Source organism: Guptibacillus hwajinpoensis (genome assembly GCF_020524165.1).
GTDB classification, from domain to species: Bacteria; Bacillota; Bacilli; order Bacillales; family Guptibacillaceae; genus Guptibacillus; species Guptibacillus hwajinpoensis_D.
The window spans coordinates 121,610-139,524 of record NZ_JAIVKU010000001.1; the positions used below are offsets into that span (position 1 = coordinate 121,610).

General features: G+C 42.0%; 20 protein-coding genes. 12 read left to right on the top strand and 8 right to left on the bottom strand.

Annotated elements, in window-relative coordinates; all coding sequences use genetic code 11:
• Positions 1–15: 15 nt before the first annotated feature.
• Complete coding sequence (locus LC090_RS00580) at positions 16–636, top strand: class D sortase (RefSeq protein ID WP_226654263.1); 621 nt, start codon at positions 16–18, stop codon at positions 634–636.
• A 46-nt stretch (positions 637–682) separates the two neighbouring features.
• Here LC090_RS00580 and LC090_RS00585 read toward each other — a convergent pair whose 3' ends face one another.
• Positions 683–970, bottom strand: a complete 288-nt coding sequence (locus tag LC090_RS00585) for a hypothetical protein (protein WP_226654266.1) — start codon at positions 968–970, stop codon at positions 683–685.
• 211 nt (positions 971–1,181) lie between these two features.
• On the opposite strand from LC090_RS00585, the gene LC090_RS00590 reads away from it, so the two are divergent.
• The 3 genes from LC090_RS00590 to LC090_RS00600 all read left to right on the top strand — a co-directional run bounded on the left by LC090_RS00590 (position 1,182) and on the right by LC090_RS00600 (position 3,887).
• Positions 1,182–2,405, top strand: a complete 1,224-nt coding sequence (locus LC090_RS00590; RefSeq protein ID WP_226654269.1) for a dicarboxylate/amino acid:cation symporter — start codon at positions 1,182–1,184, stop codon at positions 2,403–2,405.
• A 218-nt stretch (positions 2,406–2,623) separates the two neighbouring features.
• Positions 2,624–3,430, top strand: coding sequence for a DUF3100 domain-containing protein (locus tag LC090_RS00595; protein WP_226654271.1), 807 nt, complete (start codon positions 2,624–2,626; stop codon positions 3,428–3,430).
• A gap of 1 nt (position 3,431) precedes the next feature.
• Complete coding sequence (locus tag LC090_RS00600) at positions 3,432–3,887, top strand: hypothetical protein (protein ID WP_226654273.1); 456 nt, start codon at positions 3,432–3,434, stop codon at positions 3,885–3,887.
• Positions 3,888–3,939: 52 nt separating this feature from the next.
• Here LC090_RS00600 and LC090_RS00605 read toward each other — a convergent pair whose 3' ends face one another.
• The gene (locus LC090_RS00605) at positions 3,940–5,031 is read right to left on the bottom strand and encodes a DUF2515 family protein (protein ID WP_226654275.1); all 1,092 of its coding nucleotides are present in this window, start codon (positions 5,029–5,031) and stop codon (positions 3,940–3,942) included.
• Positions 5,032–5,323: 292 nt separating this feature from the next.
• Here LC090_RS00605 and LC090_RS00610 point away from each other — a divergent pair, with 292 nt between their 5' ends.
• On the top strand, positions 5,324–6,445 hold the full coding sequence (locus LC090_RS00610) for a GAF and HD-GYP domain-containing protein (protein WP_226654277.1): 1,122 nt from the start codon (positions 5,324–5,326) through the stop codon (positions 6,443–6,445).
• 31 nt (positions 6,446–6,476) lie between these two features.
• Here LC090_RS00610 and LC090_RS00615 read toward each other — a convergent pair whose 3' ends face one another.
• Both LC090_RS00615 and LC090_RS00620 read right to left on the bottom strand, forming a co-directional pair.
• Positions 6,477–7,421, bottom strand: a complete 945-nt coding sequence (locus tag LC090_RS00615; protein WP_226654279.1) for an ATP-grasp domain-containing protein — start codon at positions 7,419–7,421, stop codon at positions 6,477–6,479.
• A 130-nt stretch (positions 7,422–7,551) separates the two neighbouring features.
• Positions 7,552–8,784, bottom strand: coding sequence for an aminopeptidase (locus tag LC090_RS00620; RefSeq protein ID WP_226654281.1), 1,233 nt, complete (start codon positions 8,782–8,784; stop codon positions 7,552–7,554).
• Positions 8,785–9,043: 259 nt separating this feature from the next.
• Here LC090_RS00620 and msrB point away from each other — a divergent pair, with 259 nt between their 5' ends.
• The 3 genes from msrB (at position 9,044) to LC090_RS22090 (ending at position 12,182) form a co-directional block, all read left to right on the top strand.
• Positions 9,044–10,000, top strand: coding sequence for a peptide-methionine (R)-S-oxide reductase MsrB (msrB, locus tag LC090_RS00625; protein ID WP_226654283.1), 957 nt, complete (start codon positions 9,044–9,046; stop codon positions 9,998–10,000).
• Complete coding sequence (locus tag LC090_RS00630) at positions 9,997–10,992, top strand: NAD(P)/FAD-dependent oxidoreductase (protein WP_226654285.1); 996 nt, start codon at positions 9,997–9,999, stop codon at positions 10,990–10,992. Before msrB ends, LC090_RS00630 begins: the two co-directional genes overlap by 4 nt.
• Before the next feature lie 137 nt (positions 10,993–11,129).
• Positions 11,130–12,182 (top strand): GGDEF domain-containing protein, encoded by a 1,053-nt coding sequence (locus tag LC090_RS22090; RefSeq protein WP_226654288.1) that lies wholly within the window; start codon positions 11,130–11,132, stop codon positions 12,180–12,182.
• 38 nt (positions 12,183–12,220) lie between these two features.
• On the opposite strand, the gene LC090_RS00640 is transcribed toward LC090_RS22090, so the two are convergent.
• The gene (locus LC090_RS00640; protein WP_226654290.1) at positions 12,221–13,021 is read right to left on the bottom strand and encodes an MBL fold metallo-hydrolase; all 801 of its coding nucleotides are present in this window, start codon (positions 13,019–13,021) and stop codon (positions 12,221–12,223) included.
• A 172-nt stretch (positions 13,022–13,193) separates the two neighbouring features.
• Positions 13,194–13,616 (bottom strand): organic hydroperoxide resistance protein, encoded by a 423-nt coding sequence (locus tag LC090_RS00645; protein ID WP_226654292.1) that lies wholly within the window; start codon positions 13,614–13,616, stop codon positions 13,194–13,196.
• 174 nt (positions 13,617–13,790) lie between these two features.
• Between LC090_RS00645 and LC090_RS00650 the strand changes: the two genes are divergently transcribed.
• The 3 genes from LC090_RS00650 to wrbA all read left to right on the top strand — a co-directional run bounded on the left by LC090_RS00650 (position 13,791) and on the right by wrbA (position 15,534).
• A complete protein-coding gene (locus LC090_RS00650; RefSeq protein WP_226654295.1) occupies positions 13,791–14,237 on the top strand; it encodes a MarR family winged helix-turn-helix transcriptional regulator in 447 nt (148 codons plus the stop codon).
• 91 nt (positions 14,238–14,328) lie between these two features.
• On the top strand, positions 14,329–14,769 hold the full coding sequence (locus LC090_RS00655) for a MarR family winged helix-turn-helix transcriptional regulator (protein ID WP_226654669.1): 441 nt from the start codon (positions 14,329–14,331) through the stop codon (positions 14,767–14,769).
• 135 nt (positions 14,770–14,904) lie between these two features.
• Entirely contained in the window at positions 14,905–15,534 is a 630-nt protein-coding gene (wrbA, locus tag LC090_RS00660) for an NAD(P)H:quinone oxidoreductase (RefSeq protein WP_226654298.1), read from the top strand.
• Between the two features lie 16 nt (positions 15,535–15,550).
• Here wrbA and LC090_RS00665 read toward each other — a convergent pair whose 3' ends face one another.
• Complete coding sequence (locus LC090_RS00665) at positions 15,551–16,507, bottom strand: YndJ family protein (RefSeq protein ID WP_226654301.1); 957 nt, start codon at positions 16,505–16,507, stop codon at positions 15,551–15,553.
• A 77-nt stretch (positions 16,508–16,584) separates the two neighbouring features.
• Here LC090_RS00665 and LC090_RS00670 point away from each other — a divergent pair, with 77 nt between their 5' ends.
• Positions 16,585–17,463: an NAD(P)-dependent oxidoreductase gene (locus LC090_RS00670; RefSeq protein WP_226654304.1), complete on the top strand. Its 879-nt coding sequence runs from the start codon at positions 16,585–16,587 to the stop codon at positions 17,461–17,463.
• An 85-nt stretch (positions 17,464–17,548) separates the two neighbouring features.
• Here LC090_RS00670 and LC090_RS00675 read toward each other — a convergent pair whose 3' ends face one another.
• Complete coding sequence (locus LC090_RS00675; RefSeq protein ID WP_226654306.1) at positions 17,549–17,857, bottom strand: hypothetical protein; 309 nt, start codon at positions 17,855–17,857, stop codon at positions 17,549–17,551.
• Positions 17,858–17,915: the final 58 nt, after the last annotated feature.

Consider the following 17,915-nt stretch of genomic DNA (forward strand, 5'->3'; position numbering starts at 1 on the left):
AGTGAGGTGAAGACTATGAACAAATTATATGCTTTGCTCATGTGTGCAGGCATCGTGATGGCGGGCTACTATGGGTATGAATGGTGGCAGGGCACACAGGGAGTAGAACAAGTTTCTGCAGAAGAAACGAAACAGTGGCATAATATGGAAGGAGTAGAGACTGCGAAGAAAACAGTTGTGAATACACAAGAAGTTTTCATGAGTGATCAGATAAAGAAATTTGATCCTGGTCAAGAAGTAGGTAGGTTAGTCATCCCTACGATTGAAAAAGGGTTTATGATCTATTGGGGAACCGATGAAGACACGCTCGACCAGGGAGTTGGTATGTTTGTTAGTCCATTCACAACGACACCAGATCAGAAGCGTCACACCGTCCTAAGCGGCCATCGCGATACGGTTTTTACTGGTCTAAAAGACGTGAAAAAAGGGGATGCCGTGTTTCTTGAATACGATGGAAAGCGGTATGAATATGCTGTGGTCGACATGAAGATCGTAGATGAAAGCGATCGAACAGTAATTGTTGATAAAGAGGAAGCGACCTTAACATTAACAACATGCTACCCATTTGATTTTATCGGAAGTGCGCCTGAGCGGTATGTGATTGAATCTGAATTAGTCAATGTGTCAGATATGTAGCTATTAGTCTATAAAAATAAAAAGTCCTGCCGTCGAGCAGGACTTTTTACGTGTGGGAAAGAGAGGTCGTCGGTCGTAGACGCGGTAAGATGGTTTCAACGAGCTGTTTGCCCTTTCCTTGCTCATTTAACTGCAGCAAATTGACCGCCGTGCTTTCTTCCACTTCATACGTGAGGCCTGTGTGGTAATCGATGAGAAAATACATTTTCCCATCTTCAGTCGTTCCTGATAAGAGCTCATACTTATCGTATTCGAAGTGTACCTCAGTTCCATATTGGGTCATCTCAAGATACGTTTCAAAAGGAGTGACAGGGAATCTTTCAAAATTGTTCATGCTTAACCTCCAACTTTTTAATAGACTTTAAGAAGCAGTCTATCCAATTAAGTTGTTCTCTATACATGAAAGCGAGAATAAGAGATTGAAAGGTTGATAAAGGAATTTAGTTGGATGTTAAAGCTAACTTTTTGACTTTCAAGGAATTGTGCTGTATCTTATTTCCTAGTAAACGTATATGAATAATTTGCGTTCGAAGGAGGCGGAAACGATGAAGAAGATCTTAAGAGGCTATATAAACGCTTCGTTAATTATAAAAATTACAGTTGCACTTATTCTTGGAGTTGCCGTAGGGCTTATCTTTGGAAAAGATGCAGCAGTTCTTGCACCATTCGGAGACTTATTAATTAAATTGCTATCGTTCCTTATCATTCCACTTATTTTATTTACATTAATTGTGGGTGTCAATCAAACGAAACTGAGTAACCTTGGACGCATGGGCGGAAAGGTATTTCTCTATTACGTGTTAACATCTGCACTAGCGATTATTGTGGGATTAACCGTAGCGAACTTGTTTAATCCCGGTACGGGATTATCCATTGATCCAGATCAATCGTTTGATGTACCTGATAATCCAGGGATTGTAAGCGTGCTGTTAAACATTGTGCCATCAAACATTGTAACGGCATTTAGCGAGATGAATCTTCTTGGGATTATCTTTACGGCCTTTGCTTTTGGGATCGCTATCGCTTCTTTACGAAACTCTGAAGAACATGGTGCACTTGGCGAACATCTTTATAAAGTGGTGGAAGGATTAAATGAAGCCACGTTTAAAATCATGAACGTGATTTTGCAATATGTTCCAATAGGAATCTTTGCTATAATAGCGAAAACAATTGGGAATCAGGGGTTGGATACGATCCTCTCGCTAGGAAACATGATCGCAGTACTTTATATTGCGTTGATTGTCCAAGTAGGGATCTATATCCTGTTCTTACTTTTCTTTAAAGTAAGCCCGAAAGAATTCTTTCGTAACGCAAGTAAGCCGATGATTACGGCTTTCGTGACGCAAAGTAGCTCTGGAACCCTGCCGCTTACGATGAACGCAGCTAAGGGATTAGGCCTTTCAAAAAGTCTATATAGCTTTAGTTTACCATTGGGCGCAACGATTAATATGGACGGAGCTGCCATTCGCATTGCGATTTCAGCCGTTTTTGCTGCGAACGTCGTTGGCTCGCCGCTTAGTTTTACAGATATGGTAATGGTCGTTATCGTAGGAACGCTTGCATCGATTGGTACAGCAGGCGTTCCAGGTGCAGGAATTGTTATGATTGCCACCGTATTTGCGCAAGTGGGATTACCGATGGAAACCGTTGCTTTATTAACAGCGGTGGATGCTTTAGTTGGAATGGGCGCTACTGGTCTAAACGTAACAGGAGACCTTATTGGCGCGAGCATTATTAATCGAAAAGAAAGTTCGGTGAAAGAAAAATAATCTGCACAAAAAGTCAGGCTAAATGCCTGACTTTTTATTTTGCTTAAAAATTCATATAGAAAAAAGCTTGTAGATCAGGTGTTAGTATCCGCTTTCGAATTCGAAACCCTCTCTTACGCCGATTATGTGTAAGAAAAATCCATTTACTTTTAACAGTCGAAATATTAAGATAACAATAACTTTAGAGCTTTCATGCAGAAAAGGAATGGGGGATATGAGTGACAGAACTCAAGGGGATTTGGAAGGATTGGCGACTACATTTACTTGTATTAGTCATTGTAGCGTTTACGGAGTGGATAGGCGTCTTTCAATTTACGGTGGGGCCAGGCGTAATCCTGCTATTGCCGATGCTATATGCAATGCTCATTGGACTTGGTTTGTTTTTTACACCAGTTATTAAAAAAGCGCAGTCACTAAATGCTGAACCGCTTATTGTGCTTGGAGTTACCTTGCTTATTGCAAAAATTGGAGTGATCATTGGGCCTTCACTACCGAAATTAATTGAGGCAGGGCCGGCTTTGCTGCTTCAGGAATTTGGGAATTTGGGCACGATTTTCATTGCTCTTCCGATTGCTGTTTTACTTGGATTAAAGAGAGAAAGCATTGGTATGACGCATTCTGTCGCACGAGAGCCAAACGTTGGATTAATTGTTGATAAATACGGTTTTAATTCACCTGAAGGACGAGGCGTGATGGCGATTTACATCTTTGGTACTGTTTTTGGAGCAGTATTTATGGGCGTGATTTCCGGATTCCTTGCGACCATTACACCTTTACATCCGCTATCGTTCGCAATGGCTTCTGGGATTGGAAGTGGAAGTATGATGGCTGCTGCAAGTGGCTCGCTCGTTGCTGCTTTTCCTGCATTTTCAGATGACATTATCGCATTTGCAGGTGCGAGCAATTTGCTGTCATTATCAACTGGATTATACATGAGTATTTTCATTGGTCTTCCACTAACAGAAAAGATGTATCAGCTGATGACAAGAAAAAAAGCATCGCATAGTGTGGAAAAGGGGGCATAAGATGCTACTAAAAAATGTACAAGAGTGGACGTTGTTATTAATCATCTTTGGTCTGATTGCCGCCATTGGAAACTGGGTTGGCTACAGTGTTTTTCCAATTTCATCTTTACCAGGTATGACCGTATTAATCGTGATTTGTTTAGCGGGACTTATTCTTCAGCACGTTCTTCCTGTCAATATTCCAAGCGTTGCTTACATCGGGATTATTGGGATTCTTGTATCGATGCCTGTCATGCCTGGTTCAGAGTATATTGTGAAGTGGACTGAAAACATTAATATTCTTGCTCTAGCAACACCAATTCTTGCATATGCAGGTATTGCAATAGGTCGCTCATGGACCGATTTTGTAAAGCTTGGATGGCGTAGCGTTGTCGTAGCTATGTTCGTAATGGTAGGAACGTTTCTCGGCTCAGCATTGATTGCTGAAGTTGTGCTACGCATGCAAAATCTAATATAGATCCATAAAAAACTTCCCTTGCGGAAGTTTTTTTGTTTGGAAATAACGATGTTCAAATCAGACTTTCTAATAAATGCAGGGAATGGCAATAGATTTTCTGGGCATTGCCTGAAAAGTCCGGTTCTGGTAATGAAAATAACGAAAGGGCAGGTGTGTTAATGAACCAATCTCTGCGATCGGGTGGTTCATGATGGACGTCTTTCCAAACAGATAAAGTAGGACTATAAATGCGCGGTCCTTTTTCAAGTTTACATTTTTTTAGGACGCGTTTTTCATCTAAACTTCCTTCCTTTATGGGGTGAAACAGCTCTGGCCAAAAATCTTTTCTAGATCCTGTGTGAGAGGAGCTTATTGCCCACTGTATGATTTCATTTAGAACGTGTTGATTCGAAAATACGAGTTGATAAAGTCGTTTTCCTAGTTCAATCCGTTCTTTCACATAAAGAAAGTGGTGGGCAGGTTCTCCAATGAGTTGAATCGCGTTGTTTCGTACCATGGGAAAGAGGAGCACGTTCATATTAAAGGCATCTTGAAGTTTAAAAGGAAACGTTGCAAAAACGGTTTGCTTAAAATGCTCCTTGCTCATGACACGAGAATCGATGTAGTATTGTTCGTTAATAATGAGAGCGACTGAAAGCGTAGGTGAATTTTTGTCGAACCAGAACCGACGCCAAACAACTTCCATAAAAGAAGAAACGTGAAAGAATGGTAGAAGATGAAAAAGCGGTTTCTTTCGTTTCAGGCTTTCTTCGTAGATTAATAGCTGAGGATAGGCATCCTGAAAAATGAGCCAGTTTCCTCGTTCCAGGAATGAGAAAAAGGATTCTTGATCATCTTGTGATAAAAAGCGAAGAAGGTATTCACCTTTTAAATCTGTCATCGTCCAACCGGCATTCCGTGAAACAAGGTGAGCAAGGAAGGCCCAGTGAATTTCCCGATGCCTTAAGTAGAAATCGAGATATGCCCTTGTTCGTGTGACATTATTTTGATTTGCTCGTTCCGTTCGTTCACGAATCCGATCTGTGACTCTCACTTCTTCGGCTGTTAAGTCAGGGGGTGGGGAGGGTGTGACACTCTTCAACTCTTTTATTAGTGGGGTATCCTGATTCTTGATGATTGGAAATAAGGAAAATGAGAATTTCATACTGACTTCCCCCTAACACCTTGTTTCTATATAGGTATGATGTGAGGTAAAGGAAAGAATCCTGTTTTTACGAAAGAGTAGGACCATTTTGATGAGGTTGATTATTTCTTAATGGAAATCACATATGAACTAAGCGAAGTCATATTTTGCTTTCCTTAATCTACCACTCAACGTCGTATGCGTGTATGATAGAAGTATTCAAAACATTAGTACGATAGTATTTTCCCATTTGGAAGAAGGATAGCCTTAACTATTTTTTCAATGATCATAGTAAGGGAGGCCGAAATGCTGAATGTCAAATGGCCATTGGAAGAAGGAGCTTGAATCAGAAGAGCTTCTTAAAATCATTTTTGATTATGCAGGGCGTATTACGATTGAGAACAATCTTAATCGTCTCTTGTTGCTTATGGCAGATATGGGGCGAGATATGGCAGTTGCCGATCGCTGTATACTCTGGATTTATGATGAACAATTGGATGAGCTATGGGCGAAAGAGGCTCATGGGATGGGGGAGGTCCGTGTACCTGCTGAGAGTGGTTTAGCAGGTTACGTGTATCAGACATCAGAACCGCTCGTTATTGAGGACGCCTATCAAGACGAAAGGTTCCATGCAGACGGTGATAATACCACGGGTTATCGAACGAAGTCAGTTATGGTAGTTCCACTTAAAAATAAGCAGAATCAGACACTTGGCGTTTATCAAGTGATCAATAAATTAACGAAGGAAGGCATATTTACGCCGCAGGACGTAAGAAATTTAAGTCTTGCCGCCTCTTATACCGCTCAGGCGCTTGAAGCGGTACTCATGAATACAGAGATGGAAGAAGCACAGAAGGAAATTATTTTTAAAATGGGGGAAATCGGAGAAGTTCGTTCAAAAGAAACAGGTGCACATGTTAAACGTGTAGCGGAGTATGCCAAGCTTCTTGCCATTAAATCTGGTTTTAGTGAAGAGGAAGCCGATCTTATTAAAGTTGCTTCACCTATGCATGATATCGGAAAAGTAGCCATTCCGGACGCGATTTTAAATAAGCCTGGGAAACTATCGAAAGAGGAATTTCTTGCGGTGCAGGAACATGCGAACATCGGCTACCATCTTCTTGAAAATTCAAAGCGAAGTATCCTAAAGGCGGCAGCGATTATCGCAAAAGAGCATCATGAACGCTGGGATGGAAAAGGTTATCCTGAGGGACTAAGTGGGGAGAAAATTCATATATATGGGCGGATTGTCGCTGTAGCCGATGTATTTGATGCCCTCGCCACGGATCGCCCTTATAAAAAAGCGTGGACTCTAGAAAATATTCTCACTCATTTTAAATATGAAAAAGGAAAGCAGTTTGATCCAGCGTTAATTGACGTCTTTTTAGAAAATCTAAATGGTTTTCTCCAAATAAAAAAACGATACGAAGATTAAAAAGTAAAATAAAGAGCGCACTCGGCGCTCTTTATTTTTGTAGAGAATGAAGGTTAGAAAGTTCGTGAGCGAGCGTTTCGGCGATTGCTTTCATACCTGAAACACCTGCTTTTTTCTCTGCCTCCGCATTGTAGTTTGTATTCGTGTTTACATCATAAGTAAAGAGATCGCCACGCTCATTTTGAATGCATTCAATCCCTGCAAAGGCAATGCCGTTCGCTTTTAAGAAAGCTTCGTAGTTAGCGAGAACAGGATGGTCGAAATTCTCAATCACTTCGAATTTAGGCTTTGGTTCTTCGGTAGTTGGGCAAAAGGAATCGCCAACCTGGCACACATCTGCAGGGCAGAGTTCAAAGCCTTCTGACGTATCAACGCGAACAGCATAAAGAAACTTTCCACCGACGAATTCGCATCGGGTAATCGAAGCGTCAGGTGATGAAATGTACTGTTGAAGCAATGTGATCCCATCTATTGAATCTTCAAAAGCATCGCTCTTCACATAAGCTTTCAGCGTCTCAGGATCGTTAAATAGCTGAACGCCAAGTCCTTTGCCGGCTCGGTTATGCTTCGTTATAAAGGAGTCAGAAAACGCATCCGCTGCTTTTGCGAGATGGTCTTTCCCGACGGCAGCGATGGTTTTCGGTGTAACAACACCATGTTTTCGAAGGGCCGCATACTGCGCCACTTTGCTTACTTCAAGAGCAAGGGCGCGACTATCATTTAACACTCTACGACCGTGACTCTCGAGCCATGTGAGTACTGCTGCCGTGTATTCAGGAGCATAACGATGATCACGCGTATGAGAAGAAGCACTCATGCGATTATAGAAAATACCGTCTGGTGGTACATCACTTAAGTCAAAACTTCCTTCACTCAAAAACCAGTCTTCGTATGGGACATGAAGTGCCTCAAGTTCTTGTTTAAGAGGCTTTGTCCATTCTTCGTTTTCATGAATGATATATACTTTAGCACTCATATCATAACCTCCTTGATCAATAACCGTTAAAACCCATCATTTTACTCAAGTATAAAGGAGATTGATCAAAAATCCCAGTGAAACTGTTTTAGAATAAAAAAAGCAGAGCACTCACGCTCTGCTTTAAAAACTAAATGGCCCAGTTTCCTTTACGGAACACCGGCTCACTTGTTCCATCTTCTTTGATTCCGTCAATATCCATTTCGGCTGATCCGATCATAAAGTCAACGTGTGTCACGCTTTCGTTCGCTCCAGCTGCTTCAAGCTCTGCTTTCGACATTGTCTTCCCGCCTTCTAAACAGAAAGAATAAGCATTTCCGATCGCCAGATGATTCGATGCATTTTCATCAAAAAGAGTGTTAAAGAAAATGATGCCGGCATTTGAAATAGGTGAATCATGAGGAACAAGCGCTACTTCACCAAGATAATGAGCGCCTTCATCTGTTTCAATGAGGTGTTGAAGTGTTTCGTTACCTTGCTTTGCTTCAGCTTTAATGATCCGACCTTCTTCAAAGGTAAGGGTAAAGTCTTCAATGACTGTACCACCATAGCTGAGCGGCTTTGTTGAAGAAACAACGCCATTTACACCCTTTTTATGTGGAATGGTGAACACTTCTTCTGTCGGCATATTAGCAACAAAGTGATTTCCTTTCACGTTTTCGCTAATGCCGCCTACCCACTGATGAGCCTTTGGTAGCTCAATTGTAAGATCTGTTCCTGGCGCATGATAGTGGAGCTTGGTGTAGTGTTTCGTATTTAGGTAATCTACTTTTTGTTCGAGGTTAGCACTATGTTCTTTCCATGCTTGAACAGGATCTCCTGTTGAAACGCGCGTTGCTTGGAAAATGGCCTCCCATAGCTTCGCTTCCTGTTCGTCTTCAGGCGCATCAGGGAAAACCTTCTCGGCCCATCCTTTCGAAGGAACGGCGACAACGGACCAGCTGTTGTGGTCAGACATGATATAGTTCCGATAGCCTTCCATTGCCTTTCCGGCTGTTTTGCTAGCGTTTGAAATTCGTTCAGGATCAACCCCTTTTAAAAGGTCGGGGTTTGATGAGGTAATGGAGAGAAAAGCCGCACCGTTTTCCGCCATCTCTTCAAACCCTTTTGCTTTCCATGTTGGGAATTCCTTGAATGCTTCATCAGGTGCTTTGTCATACTTAATCCGAGTTAAACTTTCGTCATTCCATTCCACGTGAACATTCTTTGCTCCAGCTTCATAAGCGCTTTCAGCAATATTTCGCACAAATTCAGCCGATGTGAGAGGAGCGTTGACGACAAGCGTTTGTCCTTTTTGAATGTTCACGCCAACTTTAACTGCTAGATCTGCGTATTTCTGTAAATTTTCTTGAAACGTAGCCATAGTCGAAAATCTCCTTTTTTATCACGTAGTTTTACATCTAAATTGTAGCAGATTTCAGTATATTTTAGTAAATTATTCCCTGATTGCATACCCATAAAGCAAGTTTCTGGCAATAAACCGTCCGTTTCGGATATGTTATAGATAGTGAAACGAATATTTGAGGGAGATTTCCCCCTTAGGTGGAAGTTAAGTAGTGACGTTTAGAGACAATTCCCCACACTTAAGGTGGGATCAATCTGCTATATTGGAGTGATAGAAAATGAGTACGAATTATGAGCTTGCAACATTTGCTGGAGGCTGTTTCTGGTGTATGGTGGAGCCGTTTGAAGAAATGCCGGGCATTCAAAGCATTGTATCTGGCTATACAGGTGGAGAAAAACCTTATCCAACATACGAAGAAGTGATTTCAAAAACAACAGGTCACGTAGAGGCCGTTCAAATTTCGTTTAATCCCAATGTTTTCCCATACAGTAAATTGCTTGATCTTTTCTGGCGTCAAATTGATCCAACTGATGCAGGAGGACAGTTCTTTGATCGTGGTGACACGTACATTACTGCGATTTATTATCATAATGAAGAGCAAGAGCAGCTTGCTGAGCAGTCACGGAAAGATCTAGAAGCAAGTGGTCGTTTTTCAAAACCGATCGTAACAAAGATTCTTCCAGCGAAGCCGTTCTATCCGGCTGAAGATTATCATCAGGATTATCACAAGAAAAATCCTGCTCACTACAATCGCTACAAAAAAGGATCAGGTCGAGCTGATTTTATCGAAAAAAACTGGGCCTATGAGAAGAACGATGACGAGCTACGTAGCCGTCTTACAGATATTCAATATGAAGTAACACAAAAAAACGGCACAGAGCGTCCGTTCCAGAATGAGTATTACGATAATGCAAAACCAGGCATTTATGTGGATATTGTATCGGGTGAACCGCTGTTTAGCTCAACCGATCAATACGATGCAGGCTGCGGCTGGCCAAGTTTTACACAGCCAATCAACAATCATTTCGTAAAAGAAAAGAAGGATTTCAGTCACTTTATGATTCGAACAGAAGTGCGAAGCAAGGAAGCAGATTCTCATCTCGGCCATGTCTTTAATGATGGCCCAGGAGAAAATGGTCTTCGTTATTGTATCAATTCCGCGGCGATGAAATTTGTTCCGAAAGAAAGTCTTGAAGAAGAAGGATACGGCGAATACCGAGTTTTATTTGAATGAAGGAAGTTGACGTTGCAATCGTAGGTGGGGGGATGACGGGCATTCTGGCGGCAAGGAAACTAATGAATACAGGTTTTAAGGTTCTGGTGCTTGATAAAAGTAAAAGTGTTGGAGGCCGTCTTGCTACCAGAAGGATAAATGATGGCCGAGCTGATCATGGAGCCCAGTTTTTTACCGTTCGAACCGATTCATTTCAACAGATGGTGGATGAATGGGAAGAAAACCGCTGGGTATCAAGGTGGTTCGGGGAGAAGCACCCAAGATACAAAGCAGCGAACGGTATGAATCAACTGGTAAAAAACCTTGCAAATGAGATACCGCTTCAGCTCGTTAGTAAAGTGGAGCGCATCGAGCGGAATGAGGAAAAGTACGTAGCCTTTTCTGAGGGAGGAGAGCAAGTAAAAGCGAGCGCGATCCTTTTTACTCCACCAGCTCCTCAAACGCTCGAGCTACTTGAAAACAGTGAGGTCCTTCTTTCTGAAGAGGCGGCGAAAGCACTTAAAGAAATAACTTTTGATCCTGCGCTCGTTTGCCTCCTTACGATGAAAGGTGAGACAGCAGGTCTGTCCCTTGAAGGTCACAAAGACTCAGACCTTCCTGATGGTATCGAGCGTATCGTGGATAATCAGATAAAAGGGATTTCTGACGAAAAAATCATATCGATTTATGCAACAGCTGCTTTCTCGAAAGTTTACTATAATCAAGAGGATGAAAGCATTTTAGATCAAATGTTAGCTAAATTGGGGCATTTTCTTCCCCGTGAAGCGATTTCTTCTTGGCAGTTAAAAAGATGGCGTTATGCCCAAGCAAATCACGTGCACCATCATCCGTTTCTGCAAGTTTCTATAAAGGAACCTGTCTATGTTGCGGGTGATGCCTTCTTACATGAAGAGGACCAGGCAGGAAAAACGAGAATCGAAAGTGCGGTGATTTCAGGGCTCTCAGCAGCCGAAGAATTGCAGCGATTTCTGAACGAGAGGGCTTCTACGTGAAGCCTTCTTTTTTGTGTGAGTAGAATTTCGAAAGTTTCGAAAACACATGATTGTTGGTAAGAAATTACGTTATAATGAAGGTGGTGGAAAAATTTTCATAGTTGGACGAGGTCAACATGAAAAGGGTGAAAAGCTAAGTGAATGTTTCAAGAGAAAATGATCATAGTATTGAAATGATATTATCCCTATTTCGATGGGTGTTTTTGATCATTGCAGGCGGATATTACTATATTATAATGCAGGGGACAAGTTTCTCCTTTTTAGTTTTACTTTTATTTGGCGTAGCATATATGACAGCTGCTGAATTTGCGCTCCATTTGGCCCCGTTGGATTCAAAGAGATATCACTACATGACAAAAGTAAGCGTCGGTTTTGATTATGTCGCTTTCCTTTGGCTAATTGTACTAACCGGCGGCGGTGAAAGCCCTTTGTTTCCAATCGCCTATTTAATTATTTTACATGTAGCGGTTTACTGGAAATTTAGTGGTGGCATGATTGCCGCGCTTTTTCTTGGCGGAGGGTATACCGGTATTCTCCTTATTAGTGGCTACTCCTTCACCGGAGAAAGTCTCATTTCCTATCTTTTTAACTGTATGTTCTTGATTTTTATAGGGGTTTTGGGCGGAATAATCGTATCAAGAGAGCGTACGATGCGTTCAAAAAACTCGCAATTAGAAGACATTGCTCGAAAGGATTTTTTAACGGATCTTTACAATCACCGCTCTTTTCAAGAAGATTTGCGCTACTGTGCTGAACAAGAAAAACAAATTCTTATTGTTCTAGCGGATATCGACTATTTTAAATCAGTTAATGATCAATTTGGTCATCTGGTTGGAGATATGGTCCTTCGAAAAATAGGGGAAGTATTGAAAAAGCAAATTGGAACTAGGGGACGCGCCTATCGTTATGGAGGAGAGGAGCTTGCTATTTTACTTGATTCAACGAACGTAGAGGAGGCGAGAGAGTGTTTGGTGAACATTCAACTTGCCATTAGAAACACAACTTTTACGGCAGATGGTGAGCGTTTTAACGTGACGATGAGTTTTGGAACAGCGCTATTTCCTCTTGAAGATCGTATTATTTCGAGTATGAAGCTTGCAGATGAGCGATTGTATTTAGCAAAGAGGCAGGGAAGAAATCAAATCTTCTGGTACGACCAAAATATAGAGAAAGGCTCACGGCTCTCCTAACGATAGGGAGGCGTGAGCCTTTTTGTTAGAGGGGGTATTTATTGGTGAGTTGTCTCTCTATTTAATATTGAAGTGACGATATGTTTGGGGGAATTTTCAAATAAAGAAAAATAGTTCAGCACATGTCGATCGGGAAAAAGCTCCTTCTGAATGACGGATGCAGGCTTTCCATCGTTATGCTTTTGAATGACCTGCGTTTGAATAGAAAGGAGGTAATCAAGCTTTTCTTCTAAACGCCTCCGTCCATTATGTAAAATCCCCGCGTGAGAACAAAACACGGTGTCAAAATCGTATGATAAAACTTTGTGAAGCGATTGGATGACATCTGGTATGGACTCAAATGCGAAAATGCTTTTGGGCTGACTCATCACGTAAAGGTCACCTGTAAAGAGCCAGCCCTGCTCCTTCTCGAGAAGAGCAAGGTGATCAGGGGCATGACCTGGTGTATGAAGCAAATCGAATGTATGGTTTTTTGTTTTTACCTGATGTTCGATCCCTTTCGTTTCAAATGGTTTTCGTGAGCCCCAGAAAACACGTCGGTAAAGTGGCAGACGAGGTCTGGTACGACAAAGAGGTATGCCTTCAGGGTGAATATAAATTGGAATCGACGGTGGCACGAGTGAAGCATTGCCTGTATGATCCTCGTGGTGATGCGTTAAAATTATTTGGGTATAGCTCTCTGTAGAAAGGAAATCAGTTATTTCTTTTCGAAGACGGCTAGGCCCACAGTCAATTAAAAGTTCATCAACAAGGTACATATAGACATTCATTCTTACGCCACCAAGTTGAAAGGTTCCTTTTATGGCTTTCATACTCTCGAATTCTGAAACGGTGAGCACAATCCATCACACCTTCCGCTAATCTACTTCTAGTATAGCGATTTTTAAGCGGAATAACAGCTCATCTTCTAGTGGGCGTTGAGGGAGTATTTTTGGTTTTATTGAGCAAACCACAAATACCACATGAAAAAAGAGCTGCCGACTGTCGGCAGCTCTTTCCGGTACGTGAAGCTTACTTCGCGATGGCTACTAGCTCTACTTCCATATTTCCACGAGTTGCTCTGGAGTAAGGGCACGTTTGGTGCGCAGCTTCAACAAGCTCCTCTGCAGTCGTTTGATCAACGCCAGGGATCGTCACGTGTAATTTCGCGCTAAGCCCAAATGCGCCGTCTTCTTCTTTTCCGATCGAAACGTGGGCTTCTACGACCGTATCCTTAATTTTCACTCGCTTCATGCGTGCAACCATATTTAGGGCACTATCGAAACAAGCAGCATAACCTGCTGCAAACAATTGTTCAGGATTTGTTGCTTCTCCCCCCTGACCACCAAGTTCTTTTGGCATACGAAGATCCATGTTGATGACACCGTCTGAAGATTCTACTTTACCCTGTCTGCCGCCGTGAGCGGATGCTTTTGCTGTGTATAACGAATTCATAATCAAACTCCTCCTCGATATTTAAGTTGTGCACAATTTAATTTTACAAGATTAAATATACCGCAATGGTTTTTATCTGTCAATGAAGAGGCTTCAAGAATGCCCTCATATTGACAACACAGCCAAATCGGGATAAGTTGATTGTGCACAACTTACTGTAAAGAAGGGGTTACTATGAACCATAATGAACAATTAAAACTAGAGAACCAGCTCTGTTTTTCTGTATATGCCTGCTCAAGAGAAATTACGAAAATGTACCGCCCTTATTTAGATCAGCTCGGTCTTACGTATCCACAATATCTTGTCCTACTCGTTCTATGGGAACATCATGAAACCACAGTAAAAGCGCTAGGGGCCGAGCTTTATTTAGATTCCGGCACGTTAACGCCGCTGTTGAAAAGGATGGAAGAAGCGGGTCTTGTTAAAAGAGAACGTTCAAAAGAAGATGAGCGGAAGGTAATGGTTCATTTAACAACGAAAGGGGAAGAGTTAAGAGAAGAAGCGTCGATTATTCCTGACGCGATGGCAGCAAATAGTGGTTTATCAAAAGAAGAATTCAAGAAAGCACTAACAGGCTTTCAACAACTGCTTGATCATATCCATTCTGTAAATGAAAAATAGTCACTTCATTTTAGAAAGAGTTGACAGAGGGAATTGGGTACAAGTATAATTATCTCGAATTCAAGATATTAGAAGGTTAAGGGTGAACGTTATGAATGAAACAGATCGGGAGCTTTCGTTAAAGCTATTTATTGTGTTAGCCAGAGCTAGTCGCTCCGTAACAGATCATATTAAAACAGATATTCAACGGTACGGACTAAATCCAACAGAATTTGCCGTCCTTGAATTGCTTTATCACAAAGGAAATCAACCGCTTCAGCAAATTGGTGAAAAAATTTTACTCGCAAGTGGAAGCATTACGTATGTAGTCGATAAGCTTGAAGGAAAAGGCTATTTAAAACGTAATCCATGTCCAAATGACCGTCGTATCACACATGCTGTGATTACCGATGAAGGAAAAGAATTGATGGATCGTATTTTTCCTGAACACGAACTTCAGGTGCAATCGATTTTTGCTGGGTTAGACGAACAGGAGAAAGAAACGGCTATTACTTTACTTAAAAAACTGGGTCATTATGCGGAGGAGCTGTAGAAGCTTCTCTTTTTTTATCCATTTTTACCCTTTTTAATGTTTGAGATAAGAAGAGAAGGGTATATCTCGAAGTAGAGATAAATGAATTAAAAGTAAATAACGAATGACATCCTCACCAAAAAAAGGAGTGGAAAAATGAGTACAAAGATTTTAATTCCGTATTACAGTGCTTACGGTCATATTTATGAAATGGTTCAATCTGTAGCTGAAGGTGCAAAAGGCGCTGGAGATGTAGAAGTGAAAATTGTGAAGATACCGGAATTTGATGTCGTAAAACAGGCGATGTCAGATCAGCCACCTTACGTCGAAGCACAAGAAGCACAGAACAATATTCCTGAAGCGACGCTTGATGATTTACGCTGGGCTGACGGGATTATTTGGGGTGTTCCAACTCGCTATGGTTCCATGCCTGCTCAAATGAAACAATACCTTGATTCAGCGGGATCACTTTGGATGAATGGTGAATTAGAAGGGAAAGCGACGGCGGTTGTTACAAGTACCGCTTCGATTCATGGGGGACAAGAAACGACAGCACTCACAACGTTTGTTCCGCTTATGCACTTTGGTTTGATCTATGTTGGACTGCCTTACGGTGAAAATCCGGAGCAGCTCACAACAGATGGAATTGGAGGCTCTCCTTATGCTGCTTCAACTCTTGCGGGTGGCGATGGGTCCAGAACGCCAGTTGAAGCTGAACGAACGATGGCTTCCCGCCTTGGTGCACGCGTTGCAAAGGTTGCAGGCGCCTTAAAAAACATAAGATAGGCGAAAAACCAGCTTCTCACACCGAGAAGCTGGTTTTTTTGACTTGCTTTGTCTCCTGCATGGCCGTTACGCCAAGCAACCCAAAGAGTGAGAAGCCGAATGTATTGATAAACCCATGAAAAAAGACCATTAAAGGAATGCCGAGGATGACCGTTTCATTAATATGAGCAAAGCCATAGATCATCGCGGAGCTCATTGAAAACAAAAGAGAGGCAAAAGAGATCGATAATAGCATTTGCACCGAATACTCAAGCGTTGGCACGAAGTAGACGAGGCAAAGAATTGAAAAGACGATTAACGGCGTCACAAATTCAACGACTGAAATAAACTCAAGAACGGGTAATGAATCCGATAGCGTAATGCCTGCTGCGATAAACGGTGGCCCAAATAAGACAAGAATAGCGATCAGTTTAAACCAGGCCTTCAACGCCGGCACTTTTGCAAGCAGACGTTTTCCGATAAACGCCATCGTGATGGGTGTGATAAATGCAGCATAATGAAAATGGATGGATGTAAGGAGCACAATGACGTCGCTAAAATGCAGAATTTGCATACCCGATCGATGTAAAACGAGCCAGAGACCACCGATGCTGATATACATTAACCCAAGTTGGATTAAGACATCAAAAATCGTACTTCTTTTCCACGTTTGCAAGAGACGGGTTAGACCGTAAAGGGCAATGAAAATGGTTGTGAGAAACCATGGAACGGCTAGCAAAACGGCGATCGCTCCTTGTTCAAGAAAGAAGGAAATGCCCGCTAGCACCCCTGCAAGAAGCTGCAAACGAGTAGCGTAGCGATAGAAAGCATTCTTTTTTTGCGTTACAAGGTTTAGCGTTAACGGTACGAGTACCAGGTAGGCGAACATTAATAGAATCATGACATATTGAAGCGTATCGATCGGCGTCGTGATTAATTTTGTCACAACGAACGCGATCCAAAGAAATAGACCGGCAAAACTACTTGTTTTCATTAGGATTTCACCTCTCTTTTAGTGTACGATGAAGAGAAGTGATAGAAAAGGAAATTCTGGGAAGAGAGGCGATTCATATGGAGAAAAAGACAGTATTAGGGTTTATTGGCATCGGTGTTATGGGAGAAAGTATGGTGCGAAACTTGATTAACGCAGGGTATCGTACCCTTATTTCGACAAGAACGAAAAGGAAAGCTGAAGCGCTTATTCAAGAAGGTGCAGAATGGTACGACGAAGTGAAGGATGTGGCGGCAAACGCTGACGTTATCATCACCATGGTCGGTTACCCGAAAGATGTGGAAGAGGTCTATATTGGCGAGAATGGGCTGCTTGAACACGCACGAGCACATTCGATTTTAATTGATATGACAACCTCAAGCCCAACGCTAGCTGAAGAAATCTACCAGCAGGCTTTATCAAAACAACTCTATTCCCTTGATGCACCGGTATCGGGAGGAGACGTTGGGGCCAAAGAAGGCAAGCTATCGATTATGGTTGGTGGCGAATTAGAAGTCTTTGAAAAAGTTCAGCCTATTTTTGAAGTGATGGGTCAAAATATCGTGCTTCAAGGACCAGCTGGAGCAGGGCAGCATACGAAAATGTGTAACCAAATCGCCATCGCAAGCAATATGGTTGGCGTTTCAGAGGCGATCGTTTATGCCGAAAAAGCTGGATTAAATCCGACAACGGTTCTTGAAAGTATTGAATTTGGTGCTGCTGGAAGCTGGTCGCTAAGCAATTTAGCGCCAAGGATGATTTCGAATCGCTTCGAGCCAGGATTTTATGTGAAGCATTTTATTAAAGATATGACGATTGCCCTTGAATCCGCCAAACAAATGGGAATGCTAACGCCAGGACTTGAGCTTTCGAAGAAGTTATATGAAGATCTAGCTGAACGTGGAGAAGAAGATAGTGGCACGCAAGCGCTTGTGAAATTATTTCGCGACGCAAACTAAACGAAGACCCGGGGCACAGGCTCCGGGTCTTCGTTAATTTTAAAAGGAAGTTTCCTTCTTCTATCGAATAAACTCTAAGAAACGATCATTTCTCTTTTTTTGAACGTTTTTCAATTTCTTCTGATACAACAAATGCAAGATCATCATTTCCAAATAGGGAAAGCACGCCGATTACCGTTTGATCTGGAATATGCTCTGATTCCTCTTTCGGCACAACGAGTTCGATGCTTTGTTTCAGTGCAGGGTTATGGATCTGATCAGGATAAGCTTTCTCGTAAAGGGTTTCTGGATTCAGGTCATTGTTCACGCACCATTGGGCGAATACGAGAATCATCATGTTTTCATCACGCTGATAATTTTCAATTACTTTATTTTGAATGTCATTTTGGTCCATAGGACGACCTCCGTTTCATCACTCTACCGTTAGTGTACTCGCAGCAAGAATGTGTGGC

Excerpts from the sequence above, each read along its gene's own strand:
- LC090_RS00580 (WP_226654263.1), top strand. The coding sequence starts at position 16 with ATGAACAAATTATATGCTTTGCTCATGTGTGCAGGCATCGTGATGGCG.
- LC090_RS00585 (WP_226654266.1), bottom strand. The coding sequence starts at position 970 with ATGAACAATTTTGAAAGATTCCCTGTCACTCCTTTTGAAACGTATCTT.
- LC090_RS00590 (WP_226654269.1), top strand. The coding sequence starts at position 1,182 with ATGAAGAAGATCTTAAGAGGCTATATAAACGCTTCGTTAATTATAAAA.
- LC090_RS00600 (WP_226654273.1), top strand. The coding sequence starts at position 3,432 with ATGCTACTAAAAAATGTACAAGAGTGGACGTTGTTATTAATCATCTTT.
- LC090_RS00605 (WP_226654275.1), bottom strand. The coding sequence starts at position 5,031 with ATGAAATTCTCATTTTCCTTATTTCCAATCATCAAGAATCAGGATACC.
- LC090_RS00610 (WP_226654277.1), top strand. The coding sequence starts at position 5,324 with ATGTCAAATGGCCATTGGAAGAAGGAGCTTGAATCAGAAGAGCTTCTT.
- LC090_RS00615 (WP_226654279.1), bottom strand. The coding sequence starts at position 7,421 with ATGAGTGCTAAAGTATATATCATTCATGAAAACGAAGAATGGACAAAG.
- LC090_RS00620 (WP_226654281.1), bottom strand. The coding sequence starts at position 8,784 with ATGGCTACGTTTCAAGAAAATTTACAGAAATACGCAGATCTAGCAGTT.
- msrB (WP_226654283.1), top strand. The coding sequence starts at position 9,044 with ATGAGTACGAATTATGAGCTTGCAACATTTGCTGGAGGCTGTTTCTGG.
- LC090_RS00630 (WP_226654285.1), top strand. The coding sequence starts at position 9,997 with ATGAAGGAAGTTGACGTTGCAATCGTAGGTGGGGGGATGACGGGCATT.
- LC090_RS00645 (WP_226654292.1), bottom strand. The coding sequence starts at position 13,616 with ATGAATTCGTTATACACAGCAAAAGCATCCGCTCACGGCGGCAGACAG.
- LC090_RS00650 (WP_226654295.1), top strand. The coding sequence starts at position 13,791 with ATGAACCATAATGAACAATTAAAACTAGAGAACCAGCTCTGTTTTTCT.
- LC090_RS00655 (WP_226654669.1), top strand. The coding sequence starts at position 14,329 with ATGAATGAAACAGATCGGGAGCTTTCGTTAAAGCTATTTATTGTGTTA.
- wrbA (WP_226654298.1), top strand. The coding sequence starts at position 14,905 with ATGAGTACAAAGATTTTAATTCCGTATTACAGTGCTTACGGTCATATT.
- LC090_RS00665 (WP_226654301.1), bottom strand. The coding sequence starts at position 16,507 with ATGAAAACAAGTAGTTTTGCCGGTCTATTTCTTTGGATCGCGTTCGTT.
- LC090_RS00670 (WP_226654304.1), top strand. The coding sequence starts at position 16,585 with ATGGAGAAAAAGACAGTATTAGGGTTTATTGGCATCGGTGTTATGGGA.
- LC090_RS00675 (WP_226654306.1), bottom strand. The coding sequence starts at position 17,857 with ATGGACCAAAATGACATTCAAAATAAAGTAATTGAAAATTATCAGCGT.